The sequence below is a fragment of the Streptomyces laculatispora genome (genome assembly GCF_017353455.1).
Taxonomy (GTDB): domain Bacteria; phylum Actinomycetota; class Actinomycetes; order Streptomycetales; family Streptomycetaceae; genus Streptomyces; species Streptomyces laculatispora.
Genome location: NZ_JAFMPZ010000471.1, coordinates 1 through 17,734, shown reverse-complemented (window position 1 = coordinate 17,734; position 17,734 = coordinate 1). Strand labels below are relative to the sequence as shown.

Here is a 17,734-nt window from a genome sequence, read left to right as displayed (position 1 = left end):
TCCCCGGACTCGGCGTCAGCGCGCCCCTGGTGGACCTGACCCTGGACAGCCGGGACAAGCTCGGCGTGCCCGACCCGGCGGACCGCAACCTGGCCGGCTGGTACCGGGACGGCGTGACGCCGGGCTCCCCGGGCAACGCGATCGTGGTGGCCCATGTCGACACCCCCACGGGCCCGGCCGCCTTCGCCGGACTCGAGGCGCTGCCGCCCGGCGCCACCGTGGACGTCCGCCGCGCGGACCGGAAGATCGCGACCTTCCGCGTCTACGCGATCGAGGAGTACGAGAAGAGCGACTTCCCGAGCACCCATGTCTACGGACCGACGAAGGACGCCCAACTCCGGCTGCTCACCTGCGGCGGCGCCTACGACCGCAGCGCGGGCGGCTACCAGTCCAACGTGGTGGCCTTCGCCCGGCTGGCATCGGTCCGGGCAGGCTGACATTCCGTCAAGCCCGAACACCAATTCGACTCCGAAGCGGGCCCGGACGGCCCAGAATGGCGCCATGCCTCTTGACTGGAAGATTGTCATCGACGCCGCGGACCCGCACGCCCAGGCCGGTTTCTGGGCCGCCGCCCTCGGCTACGAGATCGAGGACAACAGCCCCTTGGTCGAACGCCTCCTGGGCCTCGGAGCCGTACCGGAGGCGATCACGACGACCGCGCACGGCCGGAAGGCCTGGCTCGACCTGGCGGCGGCCCGGCACCCGGACGACCCGTTCGAGCAGGAGAGCGGAACGGGTCGCGGGCGTCGCCTACTGTTCCAGCGCGTCCCCGAGTCCAAGACGGTGAAGAACCGCCTCCACCTGGACGTGCACGCCGGACCGGACCGCCGCGAGGCGGAGGTGGCCCGTCTGGAGGGGCTGGGCGCGAAGGTGCTCCGCAAGTTCGCGGAACCGGGCGGGACGTGGACCCTGATGAGCGACCCGGAGGAGAACGAGTTCTGCGTGCAGTAGGCGTGAGCGGGGCGGCAACCATGCCGCCCCGCAATGCACTTGGCCGGGCAGGGGGTCGCCTCCCTGTCGTCGTGCAGTTGCGGAGTTATGCACGAGCGATCACCCCCGAACAGGCCGATGAACGGGTTGCGTTCCTGATCAACTACAAGGCGAAGCGATGTCACAGGCGGCGCCCGTGGCCTTGATCAGCGAGTTGCGAAAGGGCATCCCGTGACGACCGAATCCCCCCGTTGGTTCACGTCCTCGTACAGCGACAACGGCGACAACGGCCTCAACCGCTCATGGCTGCGGCTTCCACTCCTCGGACAGCAGCCCCAGAATGGCCTCGTCCGCGAATGCGCCGTACACCCATGCCGAGCGGCGCAGCGTGCCCTCCAGGATGAATCCGGACCTGGTCGCGGCCTTGATCATCGGAAGGTTGTCCGAGAGGGTCTCGATCTGCAGCCGCTGCAGACCCCGCACCACGAATCCGTACTCGCACAGTGCGCGCACGACGTCGGTGCCGAGGTTGCGGCCCCGGAAGTCCGGCCGCAGCGAGATCCCCAGGTGCGCCGTCCTGTTGTGGCTGTCGATGCCCCACAACAGCGCTTCACCGGCCAGTTCCTGCGCGGACAGCTCGACCACCGAGAAGCACGCCGCCCCGTCGGAGGGTTCGGCGATCGTGTAGGGGGAGTGCGTCGATCCCGGCGCGATGGGCTGCCAAGGGCGGGAATCGGCGCGTGAGCGTGTCACCACGTCGTCGTACAGCTCGGACTGGAGGACCTGGACGTCACTTTCGTGGCGGGCTCGAAGCCCGATGCTTCCGCTGCGTATCACCCGGCAGTCCTATCCGATGGTCCGCGGCCAGACAATCCAATTTCGCGGCCGGCCGCCACGGGCGCGGTGCCGCGGAGCCTCCATGGGCGCATGATCACCGAGCGTGCTTCTACTCCAGCAGCTTTGCCCGGGTGCAGTAACTTTCCAACGACCCCCTGGGAACCGCCCACTGCCGCAGCGCAGAACGACCGGAGGATCACGCATGCCCCGAGAAGCTCCGTACCTCGCAGTAGCCGGTGTCCTGCGGACACGGATTCTCGCGGGAGAGTGGGAGATCGGCGAGCGCCTGCCGTCCCGGGCACGGCTCGCCGAGGAGTACGGGGTCGGGCGCAACGTCATGCAGAGGGCCATGGACCGCCTGATCACCGATGGCCTCCTCGAAGGACGCACCGGCTCGGGTACCTACGTCCGCATCCCACGCGAGCGCCTGCGGCTGATCCGCTCGCGGCACCGGGATCGCGGGGGTGGCGCCGCCGCCCGCTCAGGGGCGAGGGAGCGCGGCAGGGCCAATGCCTGGGACTCACACAGCCAGGTGCGCGTCCCCGCTCCTGAAGAAGTCGCCGAGCGGCTCGGCATCAGCCCCGGAGACCTCTGCGTCAGCACGCGTTACGAGTTCCTCGCCGACGGACAGCCCGTCCAGCTCTCCGAGTCCTGGGAGCCGATGGCCATCACGGACGGAACACCGATCGTGCTGCCCGAGACGGGCCCCCTGGCGGGAAAGGGGGTGGTCGAGCGCATGCGCTCCATCGGCGTGGTCATCTCGACCGTGGTCGAGGTTCCACGCCCGGCTCGTGCCACCGGGGCCCAGGCGCATCTGCTGGGGATCAGCGTGGGGGACCTCGTACTCCAGATCGAGCGCACCATCTACGACAGCGACGGACGACCGGTGGAAACCGCCGACATGGTCATTCCCGACGCGCGTCGGGAAGTGGTCTACGAGTTCGGGGCCGACCGTCCGTAGCCGTGGAGCGATCAGCGCGATTCACTTCCGACGGCAGGAGACACACATGTCGAAGAGCTCCCGGCTCGGACTCCTGGGAGACCGGGACTTCGGGCGTTTGTTCGCCGCCACCGCGCTCGGCCAGCTGGGCGACCGCATCAACTTTCTGGCGTTGCCCCTGGTTGCCATCAGTGGATTGAATGCTGACGAATTCCAGGTCGGGTTACTGACCGCGATGACAACGGCAGGCTCACTCCTGGTCGGACTACCGGCAGGTGCGTGGGTGGACCGCATGCGGAAGCGATCGGTAATGATCAGCACTGATCTCGTTCGCGCACTGGCTCTTCTGACGATACCGGTCGCGTGGTGGGCCGGACTTCTCACCATCTGGTGGCTCTACACAGTCGCCCTGCTTCATGGGGTATTCACTGTTTTCTTCGACGTCGCGTACATCAGCTATCTCCCGCACTTGGTGGGACGCGGCAATCTCGTGGAAGGAAACTCAAGACTTTCGACCATACGCTCGGTGACCAGCATCAGCGGACCGGCGACTGCAGGACCGCTGGTCGGCCTGGCCGGAGCCCCTGTAACACTTTTGGTGAGTTCGGCCGGGATGGCCATGTCGGGGCTGCTCGCGCTCACTATCCGGAAGCGCGAACAGAAGCCGGAGCCAAGCGGACGGCATCAGTTGGGCCGAGAGATCAAAGAGGGCTTGAACTTCGTTCTGAAATACCCCACCCTGCGCGCAATAATGCTCAGCGATGCGATATTCAACCTCTTCCTGGTCATGTATCAAAGCATGTTGCTGGTGTTCCTGGAACGGGAAGTGGGACTGCGGCCCTTCGGCATTGGCCTCGTGCTGTCGGGAATGGGTTGTGGTGCCTTGCTGGGTGCGCTGCTGGCAACGAGAATATCCAAGCGGGTCGGGCAAGGTTCGGTCATCTGGATCGCGTCACTGGCCACCTGCCCTCCGGCCGCCCTCATGCCCTTGGCGCGGCCGGGCTGGAGCGTGTGCGTGGCCGCGATCGGACTCGCGGCTCTCTCACTGGGCGGAGTCGTCCGCGTCGTGTCTCAGTCAAGCCTCCAGCAGGCCATGACACCGGATCGGCTTCTGGGCCGGATGAGCGCGACGACCCGCTTCGTGTCCTGGGGCGGCATTCCTCTTGGCGGACTTCTGGGCGGAGCGTCCGGCTCTGCGTTCGGAGCAACAGGCACGTTGTGGATCGGCGCGGCCGGTATGACCGCGAGTGCCCTCCCCAACTTCCTGTCACCGCTTCGAACCATGCGCACGTTGCCCATGGAAACGGCCCCCGGGCTCGCGCGCTGAGGCCGCACAAGCGGCCGGCGGAGAAGCGCTGACGTATTACCTGAAGGCCCAGGGGGCTTCGGCCGGGCCACGAGGGGTCAGGGGCTCCTCGTCGGCCCCGCTCCCCCGGCGGGCGCCTGGATCCGACCGTTTACGCTCGCCCCATGCCTCTCCCGCCCGCATATGCCCTCGTCGCCACGGACCTGGACGGCACCCTGCTGCGCCGCGACGACACCGTGAGCCCCCGCACCCGCGCCGCGCTCGGACTCGCCGCTGCCGCCGGGGCCCGCCACCTGGTGGTCACCGGCCGACCGGTGCCTGCCGTAAGGGAGTTGTTCGCCGGGCTGGGGTACCAGGGGCTCGCCGTCTGCGGGCAGGGGACGCAGGTGTACGACGCCGGGGCCGGGCGCCTGATCCATGCGGTGAGCCTGGACCGGGAGGCGGCCGCCGCCGCGCTCGGCAAGATAGAGGCCCAGGTGGGGCAGGTCTTCGCCGCGGTGGACCAGGACGGGGCGGACGGCCGGACCCTGATCGAGCCGGGCTATCTGATGCCGCACCCCGCGCTGTCGGCCCGACAGACCTTGCACCGCGACGAGTTGTGGGCCGCTCCGGTCATCAAGGTGCTGATCCGCCACCCGGAGCTCGACGACGACGCGCTGGCGGCCGCCGCCCACGCGGCCGTCGGGGATCTGGCGACCGTCACGCTGTCCGGGCCGGGCACGGTCGAGCTCCAGCCGTACGGCATCGACAAGGGCGCCGGGATCGCGCTCGCCGCCGAGCACCTGGGGCTGGACCCGGCGACCGCGATCGCTTTCGGCGACATGCCGAACGACCTGCCGATGTTCCGCAGTTGCGGGTACGGGGTGGCGATGGCCAACGCCCATCCGCTCCTTCGGGCCGCGGCGGACGAGGTGACCCTGTCCCATCAGGACGACGGGGTCGCGGTGGTCCTGGAGCGGGTCTTCGGCTGACCGGCACCCCCCTGTCGCAGCGCCGTGTCAGCGGATGGCGACAGCCAGGCTGACCACGTAGCGCTCCTCGACCATCCGGTTCGGGAAGACGTCGGTCAGGAGGTCGCGCTCCTTGGCGACAAAGGTGTTCGTCGCCTCCTTACCGAGGACGAGGAAGTCGGAGTAGCTGGCGAGGTTGGCCAGATGCATGTCGAGAGGAACGCTCCGGGTCCACGGCACGTGCCGGTGGACGAAGCCGAGCTCGTCCGGCAGCCGGCGGAACCGGGCCAGGGGGTCGTGCGGGCTGTCCTCGGCGCCGAAGAGCCGGCGCAGGCGCGCGTCCTGGTCGGCGATCCACGCGATGGTGCTGTCCGAGTCGTTCCACCAGAGGGCGAGTGCACCACCGGTGCGCAGGACCCGGAGCGCCTCCGGGACGGACTTGCGCTGATCGGTCCAGTGCCAGGCCTGGGCATAGGTGACGAGGTCGACGGAGTCGGAGGCCAGCGGCAGGTTGTTGCCGTTCCCGATCACGAGGGGGACTCCGGGCAGGCCGAGACGGAACTGAGAGGCCATCCCGGGGCCGGGCTCGACGGCGATGACGTTCGCACCGCGGGCCTGCAGAAGCGTCGTCGCCAGTCCGGTGCCGGCTCCGACGTCGGCGACGCGAGCACCGTCCAGCGGGCGGCCGGTGAGTTCCTCGACCGCGTCGAGCAGTCCGGACGGGTACGAGGGACGGTTCGCGGCGTAGTCGGCGGCAGCCGTGTCGAACGAGAGGGACTGCGAGGCGATGGTCATACCACCATTGTTGACGGCTACAGGTACTTGGCGTCTGGCTTTCGCGGGGAAGGACGCCGCGCCGGGGCCGCCCCGCACCCGGCGGGGCCGGCCGAACCGCACCCCCCGCCGCCGGCGTCAGTCCGTCAACGCCCCCAGCGAGCGCAGCACATGGTCGACCAGCGACGCCACCGCCTCCGCCCCCTGCATCGGCTTGCGCAGTACGTGGCGGTAGTAGACGGGGCCGTACAGCATCTCCACCGCCAGCCGCAGATCGGCGCCCGGCGGGATCTGGCCCTGCTCCTGGGCGCTGCGCAGCCGGCTGACCACCGCTTCGAAGCGGGGCTCGATCAGCTGGGTGCGGACCGTTTCGGCCAACTCGTCGTCGTGGTGGACCTCGGAGAGTATTCCGGCGTACGCGGGGCCGTAGGGCGGTACGGAGAGCACGCCGACCGCGCCGGTCACATGGGTCCGCAGGTCCGCGGCGATGTCATCGGTGTCGGCGGACGGGGTGGCCTGGACCAGCGCTTCCGTGAACGCCTCCAGCAGCACCGCGCTCTTCGACGGCCACCAGCGGTAGATCGTCTTCTTGCTGACACCCGCCCGCGCCGCGATGGCCTCGACGGTGACACGGCCGTAGCCCTTCTCCGTACAGAGGTCGAGGGCGGCTTCCAGGGTCGCCCTGCGTGAGCTCTCGCTACGGCGCAATGAACTCGGCGATGTGATCATTCGGTGAGCATAGGGCTGTTCGAGCCAATCCTTGTTGACAGTCCGTCGCCAGAGGTCGAACAATGCTCAAGCGGAAACGGAACGTACCGTGTCGGCTCGTTCCCATCCTTCGCACCGTTCGTGCCGTTCGTGCCGCGACGAGCCGATCGGGGGACGGCTCGCCCGGCCGACGGTACGGGTGAGGGTCCCGGTCGCGGTCAGGCCGTGATGTCCTTCGCCGTGAAACGCGCCCAGGCCGCCGAGCCGAACACCGCCGCGTACAGCGCCTGGAGCTCCAGGTTCTTCACCAGGTCGTCCCAGTAGACGGGGGCGCGCAGCAGGTCCGCGAAGGACAGCCAGTAGTGCGGGAAGAGATACGGGTGAATCCCGTGCAGCTGCGGAATGGTGTCCACGATCTGCACCGTGATGAGGACCCCGACCGTCGCCGCCATGGCCGCGATGCCGCTGTTGGTGAGGGTCGAGACGAACAGTCCGAGCGCCGCGAAGCCGATCAGTGACGCCGCGACCGCCACCGCGATGACCGCCGCTCTGAACAGGCCCTCGCCGAAGCCGATCCGGGTGCCGGAGATCGTCGTGACGTCGCCGACGGGGAACAGCAGGACGCCCACGGCCAGCGCGGAAGCCGCCACGACCAGGGTCGCGATCAGGCAGAAGGCCAGCGTGGTGGCGTACTTGGCGAGCAGCAGCCGGGTCCGGCCGGCCGGCGCGACCAGCAGATAGCGCAGCGTTCCCGCGTTGGCCTCGCCCGCGACGGAGTCACCCGCGATGACGCCCACCGCCATCGGGAGGAAGACCGGGAGCGTGGCGGCGAGGGAGGCGAAGACCAGGAAGAGGCCGTTGTTGGTCACCTGGGAGAGGAACGCGGGCCCGGCCCCGCCCTCGCCGGGACCGGCCGAGGAGCCGTTGGCCGTCTCGATCCGCACCGCGATCCCGATCAGTACGGGGACGGCGGCCAGCACCCCGAGCAGGGCGATGGTGCGCCAGCGGCGCAGGGTGGTGGTCAGTTCGGAGCGCAGGATGCCGAGCGTCCACAGCGGATTGCGCCGGAGCGGGCGGGCCTCCTCGCGTACCTGTTCAGCCTGCGACATCGAATCCCTCTCCGGTGAGCGCGACGAAGGCGTCCTCCAGCGAGGCCCGTTCGACGCCGAAGGACCGTACCCGTACTCCGCCGCGCACCAGGGCGGCGTTCAGGTCGGCGAGTTCGACGGAGCCCGGCGGGGCGTCGGCCCGCAGCCGGTCGCCGTCGAGGGTGAGCCCGGTGACTCCGTGTTCCTTCAGGATGCGGGCGGCACCGGCCGGGTCCGGGGTGGTGACGGCGAGCCGGCCGCGGGTGCCTGCCGCGAGGTCGGCGACCGGGCCCTGGGTGAGCAGCCGGCCCCGTGCCATGACCGCCGCGTGTGTGCAGACCTGCTCGATCTCGTCCAGGAGGTGGGAGGAGAGGAAGACGGTGGTGCCCTCGGCCGCCAGCTCCCGGACCAGGGTGCGGATCTCCCTCATGCCCTGCGGGTCCAGGCCGTTGGTCGGCTCGTCCAGGACGAGCAGCCGGCGGGGCCGGAGCAGGGCGGCGGCCAGGCCGAGCCGCTGCTTCATGCCCAGCGAGTACGCCCGCGTCTTCTTGCCGCCCGCGGCGGCCAGGCCGACCCGGTCCAGGGCGTGGCCGACGCGGGCGCGTCGGGTGCGCGGATCGGCGGTCGGGTCGGCGCGGTCGTAGCGCACGAGGTTGTCCCGGCCGCTCAGGAATCCGTACAGCGCGGGCCCCTCGATCAGCGCCCCGACGTGCGGGAGCACGGTGCGGGCCGCGTCCGGCATGGGGCGGCCCAGGACCCTCGCGGTGCCGGACGTCGGATCGATCAGCCCCATCAGCATCCGGATGGTGGTGGTCTTCCCGGAGCCGTTGGGGCCGAGGAAGCCGAAGACGCTGCCGCCGGGGACGGTGAGGTCGAGCCCGTCGACGGCGAGCTGGCCGCCCCGGTACCGCTTGGTCAGGCCCCGGGTCTCGATCACCGGCGCGGCCTCCGTCGCCGGCCGTGGACCGCTCACGGTCCCGGGGCCGGTCACCGGCAGGGTCTCGGACTCGGTCATGCGTACTCCCCATGGGTTCGCCGGAGCGGACTCGCCGAACGGATGCGCCGGAGCGGATACGCGGCAGCGGGCGCGGACCGCGTCCGCCCCGCCGTACGGAGGCTACGGCGGGGCGGATGCGTGGTGCACGCGCTGGCGCGCGGTCGGGTGTCAGCCGGCGTTGTCGGCCGCCTTCACCAGCTCGTCCTTCGTGACCGCGCCGACGTACACCCGGCCGTCGTCGGTCATCAGCGCGTTGACCAGGCGGGTCTTGAAGACCGTGCCCGAGCCGAACGTGCCGGTGACCTTGTCACCGAACGAGTCCAGGAACTGCTGCGCCTCGGCCGGTACGTCGCCCGATGCCTTCGAGGGGATGCCGGTGCCGCCGGGGGTCTTGATCTCGGCGATCGTGTTCCAGCCCTTGCCGATCGTGTTCATGCCCTTGAGCGCGCCCAGGCCGCCTTCGGCCTTCTCCGCCTTCCGGGCCTTCTCGCGGTTTCCGGCACTGTCCGCCTCGGTGACCTCGGCGCCCTTGGGCGGGGTGAAGGAGAACGAGGACGCGTCCGGCTTCCCGAAGTCGACCGAGGTGAACCCCGCGTCGACCGCCGCCTTGCCGCCGCTGCTGGGCAGCAGGGTGAACTTGAGCGGCACGCCGGTCTTCGCGTCCACCGCGACGGTGATCGAACCGATCGTGGAGCCGCTCTGCTCGGGCTTGATGACCAGCCGGTACGCATCGCGGCCCGCGACCTGCGCGGTGCCCCCGACCTTCACGGACGTGGTGCCGTCGGCGGCCTTGAGGGCCTGTTCGGCGAAGGCCTTCGGCGTGGTCGGTACGCCGTCGGGGACCGGGTGCCCGCCGCGCTCCGTAGCGGCCGGGGCCTTCTCCTTCGCGTGGTAGACCGCGTTGGACTTGCTGTCGTAGGCCCAGACCTGGTCACCGTTGTGGATGAGGCTGTACTCGGACGCGTCGTCCAGGATGGACACCCGCTGCTTGTCGGGGCCGTCGGCGGCCACCCGGAGGGTGTGCGTGCCGGACGCCAGCTCGGTCAGCTTCGCCTGCGGGTCGGCGCTCGCCGAGCCCTTGTCCCCCGCGCCGTCCGGGATGAAGGAGCCTGCCAGGCCGCCGGCCGACGGGATGCCGAGGTCGGTGCTGATCTTCACCGTGCCGGACAGCTGCTGCGCGTCCGAGGCGGCGATCTTCTCGATGAGTTCCTGTGCGGTGATCTCCGGCAGATCGGGGTCGCCCGAGCTCGCGAGCGCCGGGACCAGCCCGATCGTCGCGGCCGCCACTCCCGCCACCGCTACCGGGACGATGTAGCGCACCGCCTTCCGGCGGCCCGCGACGGTACCCGTGGTGCCGTGCGGGGCCGTGCCGTTGGTCCCTGCGCTGTCGTTCGGTGCCATGTGTGCCCTACCTCCGTGGTCGGCGGCTTCCGTCCGGATGCACTCGTCCACTCCGTGCCGCCATTCTCACCCGTTTTGGTCAGGAGTGGTTGTTCTCCATCTGACCAAATCGGGGAGCCGTAAGCGTCAGCCCGGGGGAGCAACTCCTCGTACCTCTTCGGTATGACACCGAGGGGCTGTCGCTCCGCCAACCCGTAGGGGGTGGCGGGCGGAGCCGGCTCCGACAGGCTCTCAGCCCGCGCGGTGCACCACGGCGTCACACATCTCTTCCAGGGCGGACTTGGCGTAGCAGCCGGGCAGCGGCGCCAGCGTGGCCCGCGCCTCCTCGGCGTACCGGATGGTGTCGCGCCGGGCCTGTTCGAGCGCCGGGTGGGCGCGCAGCCGGCGCAGCGCCTCGGCGAGCCGGCCGGCGTCGGTCAGGTCGCCGTCCAGGAGCTCGACGAGCGCCAGGTCGTCCGGCTTGCCGTCGGCCTCCGCCTGGGCCCTCAGATGGAGCACGGGCAGCGTCGGGATGCCTTCGAGGAGGTCGGTCCCCGGGGTCTTGCCGGACTCGTGGGAGTCGGAGGCGATGTCGAGGACGTCGTCGGCGAGCTGGAAGGCGACGCCGAGCCGTTCGCCGTACTGGGTGAGGGTGTCGGTCGCCGACTCGCCGGCACCGGCCATCATCGCGCCGAACCGGCAGGCCACGGCGACCAGCGAACCGGTCTTGCCGCGCATCACTTCGAGGTAGTGGTCGACCGGGTCGCGGCCGTCGCGCGGGCCCGCGGTCTCCAGGATCTGGCCGGTGACCAGGCGCTCGAACGCCTCCGCCTGGATGCGCACGGCCTCGGGGCCGAGGTCGGCCAGGATGTGCGACGCGCGCGCGAAGAGAAAGTCGCCGGTCAGCACCGCCACCGAGTTGCCCCAGCGGGAATTGGCGCTGTCGACCCCGCGCCGGACGTCGGCCTCGTCCATCACGTCGTCGTGGTACAGCGTGGCGAGGTGCGTCAGCTCGACGACGACGGCCGCGGGCACCACGCCCGGGGCCTCGGCGTCACCGAACTGGGCCGCCAGCATCGCGAGCAGCGGGCGGAACCGCTTGCCCCCCGCGTGCACGAGGTGCTGCGCGGCCTCTGTGATGAAGGGCACCTCGCTCTTGGTCGCATCGAGCAGCCCCGACTCGACAGCAGCCAAACCGGCCTGGACACCGGCTTCAAGAGCCTGGTCCCGCACGCTCAGTCCGAACGGCCCGACGACGGTCACGAGGGGATCTCCTGTCTGCTGACGATCACACGGAATGTCGATGTGTCGCTGTCATCACTCAAGTCAGCGTATCCGGTCCCCTTTGGATCACCGTGGGCGGCTTCCCGCCACCGCCGGTATGTTCGGGATCAGCTCATACGATCAGGAGTTGTCCCTTTGTCCCACACCGCCACCGACACCGAACCCGCACAGCCCCCGCCGGGTGACGACCACGCCTTCTTCGGCCAGCCACGGGGCCTGATGACCCTGTCCGGCCTGGAGGTCTGGGAGCGGTTCTCGTTCCTCGGCATGCAGGCGATCCTGGTCCTCTACTTCGCCGACACCGTCAGCAACGGCGGAATGGGGATGGCAGCCGGTACCGCCGCGTCCGTCTCCGCCGCCTACGGCACCCTCGTCTACCTGGTCTCCGTGGCCGGCGGCTGGCTGGCCGACCGGATTCTCGGCTCGTACCGCGCCGTCCTGTACGGCGGCATCCTCATCGCCATCGGGCATTACGCCATGGCGGTGCCGACCAACGCCATGACCTGGGTCGGCCTCGGCCTGATCAGTGCCGGAACGGGCCTGCTCAAGCCCAATGTGGCCACCATGGTCGGCAAGCTCTACCGCACCGCCGACGAGCGCCGGGACGCCGGCTTCGCCCTCTATTACATGGGCATCAACATCGGCGCGTTCCTCGGCCCGCTGGTCACCGGCTGGCTCGGTGACCACGCGAGCTGGCACTGGGGCTTCTCGGCCGCCGCCTTCGGTATGACGCTCGGCCTGATCCAGTACGTACTGGGCCGGCGTCACCTGGCCGGGCGTAAGAACGCCGCCGAATTCGCCCTGGCCCCCGCACCGATGCGCCGGGCCGTCCGGCTCATCGTCATCGGCGTCGTCGTGGTCGCCGCGCTCGCCACCGCACTGGCGCTGGCGGGCTGGCTGACCATGGACCGCTTCGTCGACCTGCTCACCCTCATCTCGGTGATCGCACCGGTCGTGTACTTCGTGGTGATGTTCAGGAGCCCCCGGGTCAGCCCCGAGGAGCGCGGCAGGCTGCGCCCGTACGTGGTGCTGTTCCTGGCCTCCGTCGTCTTCAACTTCATCCTCTTCCAGGCGTACTCCACGATGATGCTGCTGGCGTCGGCCAACGCCCGCACGGAGATCTTCGGCTTCCACTTCCCGGCCAGCTGGTACGCCTCGGCGCTCGGCGCGTTCGAGGTGGCACTCGCTCCGGTGGTCGCCGCCGTCTGGGCGAAGATGGGCCCGCGCCAGCCGCACGCGTCCAACAAGATCGCGATCGGGGTGATCCTCGGCGGGCTCTCGTTCCTGCTGATGGTCCTGCCGACCTCCGGGCACTCCGACAACACCTACAAGATGGCCGCCTGGTGGATCGTCGGCTCGTACCTGCTGCTCGGCCTCGGCGACATCCTGCTGGAGACCTCCGGCATGTCCGCGACCACCAAGCTCGCCCCCAAGGCGTTCGCCAGCCAGACGATGGCGCTCTGGTTCCTCTCACTGGCCCTCGCCAACGGAATCCAGGCCCAGATCGTGAAGCTGTACGGCGAGGTCTCCAACCCCGCCTACTTCGGTGTCAATGGCGCTATCGCGGTGGCGGCCGGTCTGGCCGTCGTCGCCGCCGCCCCCTGGCTCAAGCGCACCATGCACCCCGTCCGATGAGGTACCCCCATGTACATCCGCACCGAACTCCCGTACGAGACGACCCACGAGGACATCCGTATCCCGCTGCCGGACGGCACCCGGCTGTACGCCCGGATCTGGCGGCCGGTCACCGATGAACCGGTGCCCGCCCTGCTTGAGTACCTGCCCTACCGGCTGAGCGACTGGACGGCGCCGCGCGACTGGCAGCGCCACCCCTGGTACGCGGGCCACGGCTACGCCTCGGTGCGCGTCGACGTGCGCGGCCACGGCAACAGCGAGGGGCTGCCGGGCGACGAGTACGACGCGGCCGAGCTCGCGGACGGCGTCGCTGTCATCCACTGGCTGGCCCAGCAGGAGTGGTGCTCGGGCCGCGTCGGCATGTTCGGCATCTCCTGGGGCGGCTTCAACTCCCTCCAGATCGCCGCGCTCGCCCCCGAGCCGCTGAAGGCGATCGTCACCGTGTGCTCGACGGACGACCGCTACGACAACGACGTCCACTACATGGGCGGCTCGGTCCTCGCCGTGGACATGCACGCCTGGGCCGCCACGATGCTGGCCTTCGTCTGCCGGCCGCCCGACCCGGCCCAGGTCGGCGACGCGTGGAAGGAGATGTGGCTGCAGCGGCTCGAAGCGGTCGACCCCTTCATCCACACCTGGCTGGCCCATCAGACACGCGACGACTACTGGAAGCACGGCAGCGTCTGCGAGGACTACTCCGCCATCAAGGCGAACGTCCTGGCGGTCGGCGGCTGGCACGACCCGTACCGCGACACCGTCCTGCGGCTCGTCGAGCACCTGGACCCGGCGAAGGTCCGCGGGCTGATCGGGCCGTGGTCGCACCAGTACCCCGACCGCGGTCTGCCGCCGGGGCCCGGCATCGGCTTCCTCCAGGAGACGCTGCGCTGGTGGGACCAGCACCTGAAGGAGAAGGACACCGGCGTCATGTCGGAGCCGCTGCTGCGCTCCTGGATCAGCGAGTCGCACCGGCCCGCCACGGTCTACGAGACGCTGCCCGGCCGCTGGGTCGGGGACACCAGCTGGCCGTCGGAGAACGTCGCGCCCGTCGCGTACGCCCTCAAGGGCGGGCCGCAGACCGTCGACTCGCCGCAGCAGACCGGGGTGGACGCGGGCCGGTTCTTCCCGTTCGGCAACGACGCCGACCTGCCGCCCGACCAGCGCGACGAGGACGCCAAGTCGGTGTGCTTCGAGTTCCCGGTCGAGGACGCCCCGATCGAGATCCTGGGCCGCCCCTGGGTGCAGCTGCGTATCCGGATGGACGTACCGCGCGGCCAGGCCGTCGCCCGGCTCTGCGACGTCGCCCCCGACGGCTCCTCCACGCTCGTCACCCGCGGCGTCCTCAACCTCGCCGCCCGGCACGGCCGGGACCGCGCCCAGGACTGGCCGGTGGGGGCGACCGAGGACGTGACGTTCGAACTGAACGGCATCGGGCACACCTTCCCGCCCGGCCACCGGATCAGGCTCGCGGTCTCCTCCTCGTACTGGCCCTGGATCTGGCCGCAGGCCGGTTCGGCGGGCTTCACGCTGGACGCCGAGGGCAGCTTCGTCGAACTGCCGGTGCGCCGGCACACCGAGGACCCCGCAATCCACTTCGAGGAGCCGGAACAGTCGCAGCCGCTCGGTGTCGTCTACCCGGCCACGCTCGACGAGCAGCGCCCCGAGCGCCTGGTGATCCGCGATGTCGCCAAGGGCGAGTGGCGGATGGAGGTGGACCCGCGCTACGGCGGCACCCGGGTCTACCCGGACGGCCTCGAATTCACCGAGGACGCGGTCGAGACGTACACGATCCAGGAGAGCGACCCGCTCTCCGCCCGCACCCGCTCCGACTGGACGGTCCGGCTGCACCGGCCGGAGATGGCCTGGGACACGCTGATCGAGACGCGCTCCGAGATCTCCGCCGACGCGACCCACTTCATCACCTCCAACGAGGTGGTCTGCAAGGACAGCGGCGATGTCGTCTTCCACCGGACCTGGGAGAAGCGCATCCCGCGCACCGCGGGCTGAACGATGCCGCTGTATCCCCGCGTTCCTCCGGATGCGCGGGGATACAGCGGCACTTTCCGGGCATCGGGGGACCGTTGGGGCTCTGCCGCCGGGTGACACCCCCGACGTAACGTGTCCCTCAAGCGACCTGGAAAGCGAGGCAGCAACAGATGCCCGAGCAGAGCAGCCCGCTCGAACTGGCCGAAGGTGATCCCTTCGGCCCGCACAACCTTCCGTACGGCGTTTTCTCCGCCCCCGACCGGCCCGGTGAGCGACGGGTCGGCGTCCGCATCGGCAGCCATGTCCTGGACGCCGGCGCGGCCGCGCTGGCCCTCGGCTCGCCCTACGCGCAACTACTGGCCCAGCCCGACCTGATGCCGCTGCTCGCGGCCGGCCGCACCGCCTGGAGCGATGTGCGCCGGGCGCTGACCGCGTGGGTGACGGTCCCGGCCCACCGCGCGGACATAGAGCCGCTGCTGCACCCGGTGGACTCCGTGACGCTCCACCTGCCCTACCGGGTGGCGGACTACGTCGACTTCTACTCCAGCGAGCACCACGCCACCAACGTCGGACGGATCTTCCGCCCGGACGGTGACGCGCTCACGCCCAACTGGAAGCACCTGCCCATCGGTTACCACGGCAGGGCGGGCACGGTCGTGGTCTCCGGCACGGATGTGGCGCGCCCGTCGGGCCAGCGCAAGGCCCCCGCCGACCCGGCTCCGGTCTTCGGCCCGTCCGTGAAGCTGGACATCGAGGCCGAGGTCGGATTCGTCGTCGGCACCGGCTCCGAGCAGGGCCGTCCCGTCGCACTCGCCGACTTCCGCGAGCACGTCTTCGGCCTGTCGCTGCTCAACGACTGGTCGGCGCGCGACATCCAGGCGTGGGAGTACGTACCGCTGGGACCCTTCCTCGGCAAGTCGTTCGCCACCTCGGTATCGGCCTGGGTGACCCCGCTGGAGGCCCTGGACGCCGCCCGCACCGCCCCGCCCGCCCGCGACTTCCCGCTGCTGCCCTACCTCGACGACACGGACGAGGAGCAGCCCGGCGGCTTCGACCTCCGGCTCTCCGTCGCCATCAACGGCCAGGTCGTCGCGGAACCGCCGTTCTCCACGATGTACTGGACGGCGGCCCAGCAGCTGGCGCAGATGACGGTGAACGGCGCCTCGCTGCGCACCGGCGACCTGTACGGCTCCGGCACCATCAGCGGCGCCGAGCCCGCCCAGCGCGGCTCGCTGCTCGAACTCACCTGGAACGGCCGCGATCCGCTGGAACTCCCCGAGGGCAAGCGGACGTTCCTGGAGGACGGCGACACGGTGACGCTGACGGCCTGGGCACCGGGGCCGGACGGCACCCGGGTCGGTCTCGGCGAGGTGACCGGACGGATCGTCTCCGCGCCATGACCCCGCCGCCGCCCGGACCGACGCTGCCCGAGGAACTGCTGCTGCTCGCGCTGGACCCCCGGCGCGGCAGACCGTACTGCGGCAACCGCTCCCTGGAGTACGCGATGGCCGGGGCCGCCCTGGCCGAGCTGTCACTCCAGGGGTGGATCACCGAAGAGCGCGGACTGGCCCAGGTGGTCAACCCGCTGGAGCCGCCGGACCCGCTGCTGGCCACGCTGATGCGGAGCCTGCCCGCCCCCGGCAAGGGCCGGGGTTCGGGCGTACCGGCCCGGGGCTGGGTGCGGCACGCGGGCCGGCAGGTCGGGGGGCTGTATCTGGACGCCCTGGTGCAGCGCGGCATCCTGCGCCGGGAGACCCGCCGCTTCCTCGGCCTGCTGCCGTACCACCGCCACCCGGTGGTGGCGACGGACCTGGCCGGGCAGACCCGCCACCGCTTCGTCGCCGCCGAGCAGGCGGGCTTCCCCGACCACCGCAGCCGGGCACTCGCCGCACTCGTCTCGGCGGCGGACCTGTCCCGCTTCGTCTGCACCGACCGGACCAGCCGCACCGCGATGCGCCACCTGGTCCGTGAGCAGTGGCCGGCCCACGCGGTGCGCCGCAACGTCCGCCGGGACAAGGCGGACCAGGCGGGGGGCGGCGGGTAGGTATCCGCCCGGCGCGGGCGCCGGCGGGTGCCCGCGCGAGGGGCGCCGGTCAGCGCTGCGGGAGGCGTTCACACGTTCGGGGGAGCCTCATCCGGTTCCCGGCGGATACCCTGAAACCTCCCGCGAGACTGCGTCCATGGGAGCACTGATGAGCATCGAACCCGAGGCCTCCGAGCCGCGGTGGGCGGTCCCGCCCGTGGGCGGCTGGACCGCCGATGACCTGGACACGCTTCCGAATCTGCCTCCGCACACGGAGCTGATCGACGGGAGCCTGGTTTTCGTGAGTCCGCAGACCGTATTCCACGAGCGCGCGATCGACTATCTCAAGTGGCAGTTGCAGTCAATCGCGCCGCTCGACCTGGAGGTCTTTCGGGAATTCACCATCGACGTCGACTTCCAGAACCGGCCCGAGCCCGATGTGGTCGTCGTCCGCGCCGACGCGGTCGAGAGTCTGCGGCAGACCCGGTTCCCCGCGAGCAGTGTGCTGCTCGCGATCGAGGTCGTGTCCGACGAGTCCATCACGCGTGACCGCGAGACCAAGCCCGTGAAGTACGCGCGGGCGAAGATCCCGCACTACTGGCGGGTGGAGAACCAGGACGGCCGCGCCGTCGTCTACGTCTTCGAGCTGGAGCCGGCGACCGGGGCCTACACCTCCACCGGGATCTTCCATGACCGGATGAAGGTGTCCGCGCCCTTCCCCGTCGACCTCGACCTGACCGCGATCGTCTCCCGTCGCCGGGCGACGGCCTCCGAGTAGACCGGCCGCCGCCCGCCGCGCCTCGGGCTCACTCGTACTCGGGCGGCTCCTCGTCCCAGCCGAACTCCGGATCGGCGTCCTGGACGGCGGGGCGGGGCGCTACGGCAGGTGCGGGTACGGC

Annotated in this window: 17 protein-coding genes; 10 read left to right on the top strand and 7 right to left on the bottom strand. The window is 70.5% G+C overall.

Going from position 1 to position 17,734, the window contains the following annotated elements; translation table 11 throughout:
* Together J1C73_RS23240 and J1C73_RS23235 are read left to right on the top strand one after the other, a co-directional pair.
* Nucleotides 1–437, top strand: a 437-nt coding sequence (locus J1C73_RS23240) for a class F sortase (protein WP_207318127.1), incomplete at its 5' end; no start/stop codon positions are given.
* 64 nt (nt 438–501) lie between these two features.
* Nucleotides 502–951 carry a VOC family protein gene (locus J1C73_RS23235; RefSeq protein WP_207318126.1) on the top strand — a complete coding sequence of 150 codons (450 nt, stop codon included), beginning with the start codon at nt 502–504 and terminating at the stop codon, nt 949–951.
* 279 nt (nt 952–1,230) lie between these two features.
* On the opposite strand, the gene J1C73_RS23230 is transcribed toward J1C73_RS23235, so the two are convergent.
* Complete coding sequence (locus J1C73_RS23230) at nt 1,231–1,767, bottom strand: GNAT family N-acetyltransferase (RefSeq protein WP_207318125.1); 537 nt, start codon at nt 1,765–1,767, stop codon at nt 1,231–1,233.
* A gap of 202 nt (nt 1,768–1,969) precedes the next feature.
* Between J1C73_RS23230 and J1C73_RS23225 the strand changes: the two genes are divergently transcribed.
* The 3 genes from J1C73_RS23225 to J1C73_RS23215 all read left to right on the top strand — a co-directional run bounded on the left by J1C73_RS23225 (nt 1,970) and on the right by J1C73_RS23215 (nt 4,984).
* Entirely contained in the window at nt 1,970–2,728 is a 759-nt protein-coding gene (locus J1C73_RS23225; RefSeq protein ID WP_207318124.1) for a GntR family transcriptional regulator, read from the top strand.
* A gap of 46 nt (nt 2,729–2,774) precedes the next feature.
* Nucleotides 2,775–4,034 (top strand): MFS transporter, encoded by a 1,260-nt coding sequence (locus J1C73_RS23220; protein ID WP_207318123.1) that lies wholly within the window; start codon nt 2,775–2,777, stop codon nt 4,032–4,034.
* 143 nt (nt 4,035–4,177) lie between these two features.
* On the top strand, nt 4,178–4,984 hold the full coding sequence (locus J1C73_RS23215; RefSeq protein ID WP_207318122.1) for an HAD family hydrolase: 807 nt from the start codon (nt 4,178–4,180) through the stop codon (nt 4,982–4,984).
* A gap of 27 nt (nt 4,985–5,011) precedes the next feature.
* Here the strand turns inward: J1C73_RS23215 and J1C73_RS23210 are convergent, their stop codons facing one another.
* The 6 genes from J1C73_RS23210 to J1C73_RS23185 form a co-directional block, all read right to left on the bottom strand.
* Nucleotides 5,012–5,758 carry a class I SAM-dependent methyltransferase gene (locus tag J1C73_RS23210; protein WP_207318121.1) on the bottom strand — a complete coding sequence of 249 codons (747 nt, stop codon included), beginning with the start codon at nt 5,756–5,758 and terminating at the stop codon, nt 5,012–5,014.
* A 117-nt stretch (nt 5,759–5,875) separates the two neighbouring features.
* The gene (locus tag J1C73_RS23205; protein WP_207318120.1) at nt 5,876–6,466 is read right to left on the bottom strand and encodes a TetR/AcrR family transcriptional regulator; all 591 of its coding nucleotides are present in this window, start codon (nt 6,464–6,466) and stop codon (nt 5,876–5,878) included.
* A gap of 197 nt (nt 6,467–6,663) precedes the next feature.
* Nucleotides 6,664–7,554, bottom strand: a complete 891-nt coding sequence (locus J1C73_RS23200; RefSeq protein WP_207318119.1) for an ABC transporter permease — start codon at nt 7,552–7,554, stop codon at nt 6,664–6,666.
* Nucleotides 7,541–8,548, bottom strand: coding sequence for an ABC transporter ATP-binding protein (locus J1C73_RS23195; protein WP_242644582.1), 1,008 nt, complete (start codon nt 8,546–8,548; stop codon nt 7,541–7,543). Before J1C73_RS23195 ends, J1C73_RS23200 begins: the two co-directional genes overlap by 14 nt.
* A gap of 150 nt (nt 8,549–8,698) precedes the next feature.
* Nucleotides 8,699–9,931: a LolA family protein gene (locus tag J1C73_RS23190; RefSeq protein WP_207318118.1), complete on the bottom strand. Its 1,233-nt coding sequence runs from the start codon at nt 9,929–9,931 to the stop codon at nt 8,699–8,701.
* A 231-nt stretch (nt 9,932–10,162) separates the two neighbouring features.
* On the bottom strand, nt 10,163–11,173 hold the full coding sequence (locus J1C73_RS23185) for a polyprenyl synthetase family protein (RefSeq protein ID WP_123460997.1): 1,011 nt from the start codon (nt 11,171–11,173) through the stop codon (nt 10,163–10,165).
* A 156-nt stretch (nt 11,174–11,329) separates the two neighbouring features.
* On the opposite strand from J1C73_RS23185, the gene J1C73_RS23180 reads away from it, so the two are divergent.
* The 5 genes from J1C73_RS23180 to J1C73_RS23160 all read left to right on the top strand — a co-directional run bounded on the left by J1C73_RS23180 (nt 11,330) and on the right by J1C73_RS23160 (nt 17,613).
* On the top strand, nt 11,330–12,829 hold the full coding sequence (locus tag J1C73_RS23180) for a peptide MFS transporter (RefSeq protein ID WP_207318117.1): 1,500 nt from the start codon (nt 11,330–11,332) through the stop codon (nt 12,827–12,829).
* A 9-nt stretch (nt 12,830–12,838) separates the two neighbouring features.
* Nucleotides 12,839–14,833, top strand: a complete 1,995-nt coding sequence (locus J1C73_RS23175; RefSeq protein ID WP_207318116.1) for a CocE/NonD family hydrolase — start codon at nt 12,839–12,841, stop codon at nt 14,831–14,833.
* Nucleotides 14,834–14,982: 149 nt separating this feature from the next.
* A complete protein-coding gene (gene fahA, locus J1C73_RS23170) occupies nt 14,983–16,212 on the top strand; it encodes a fumarylacetoacetase (RefSeq protein ID WP_207318115.1) in 1,230 nt (409 codons plus the stop codon).
* The gene (locus J1C73_RS23165) at nt 16,209–16,856 is read left to right on the top strand and encodes a GOLPH3/VPS74 family protein (RefSeq protein WP_207318114.1); all 648 of its coding nucleotides are present in this window, start codon (nt 16,209–16,211) and stop codon (nt 16,854–16,856) included. Before fahA ends, J1C73_RS23165 begins: the two co-directional genes overlap by 4 nt.
* 148 nt (nt 16,857–17,004) lie before the next feature.
* On the top strand, nt 17,005–17,613 hold the full coding sequence (locus J1C73_RS23160; RefSeq protein ID WP_207318113.1) for a Uma2 family endonuclease: 609 nt from the start codon (nt 17,005–17,007) through the stop codon (nt 17,611–17,613).
* Nucleotides 17,614–17,734: the final 121 nt, after the last annotated feature.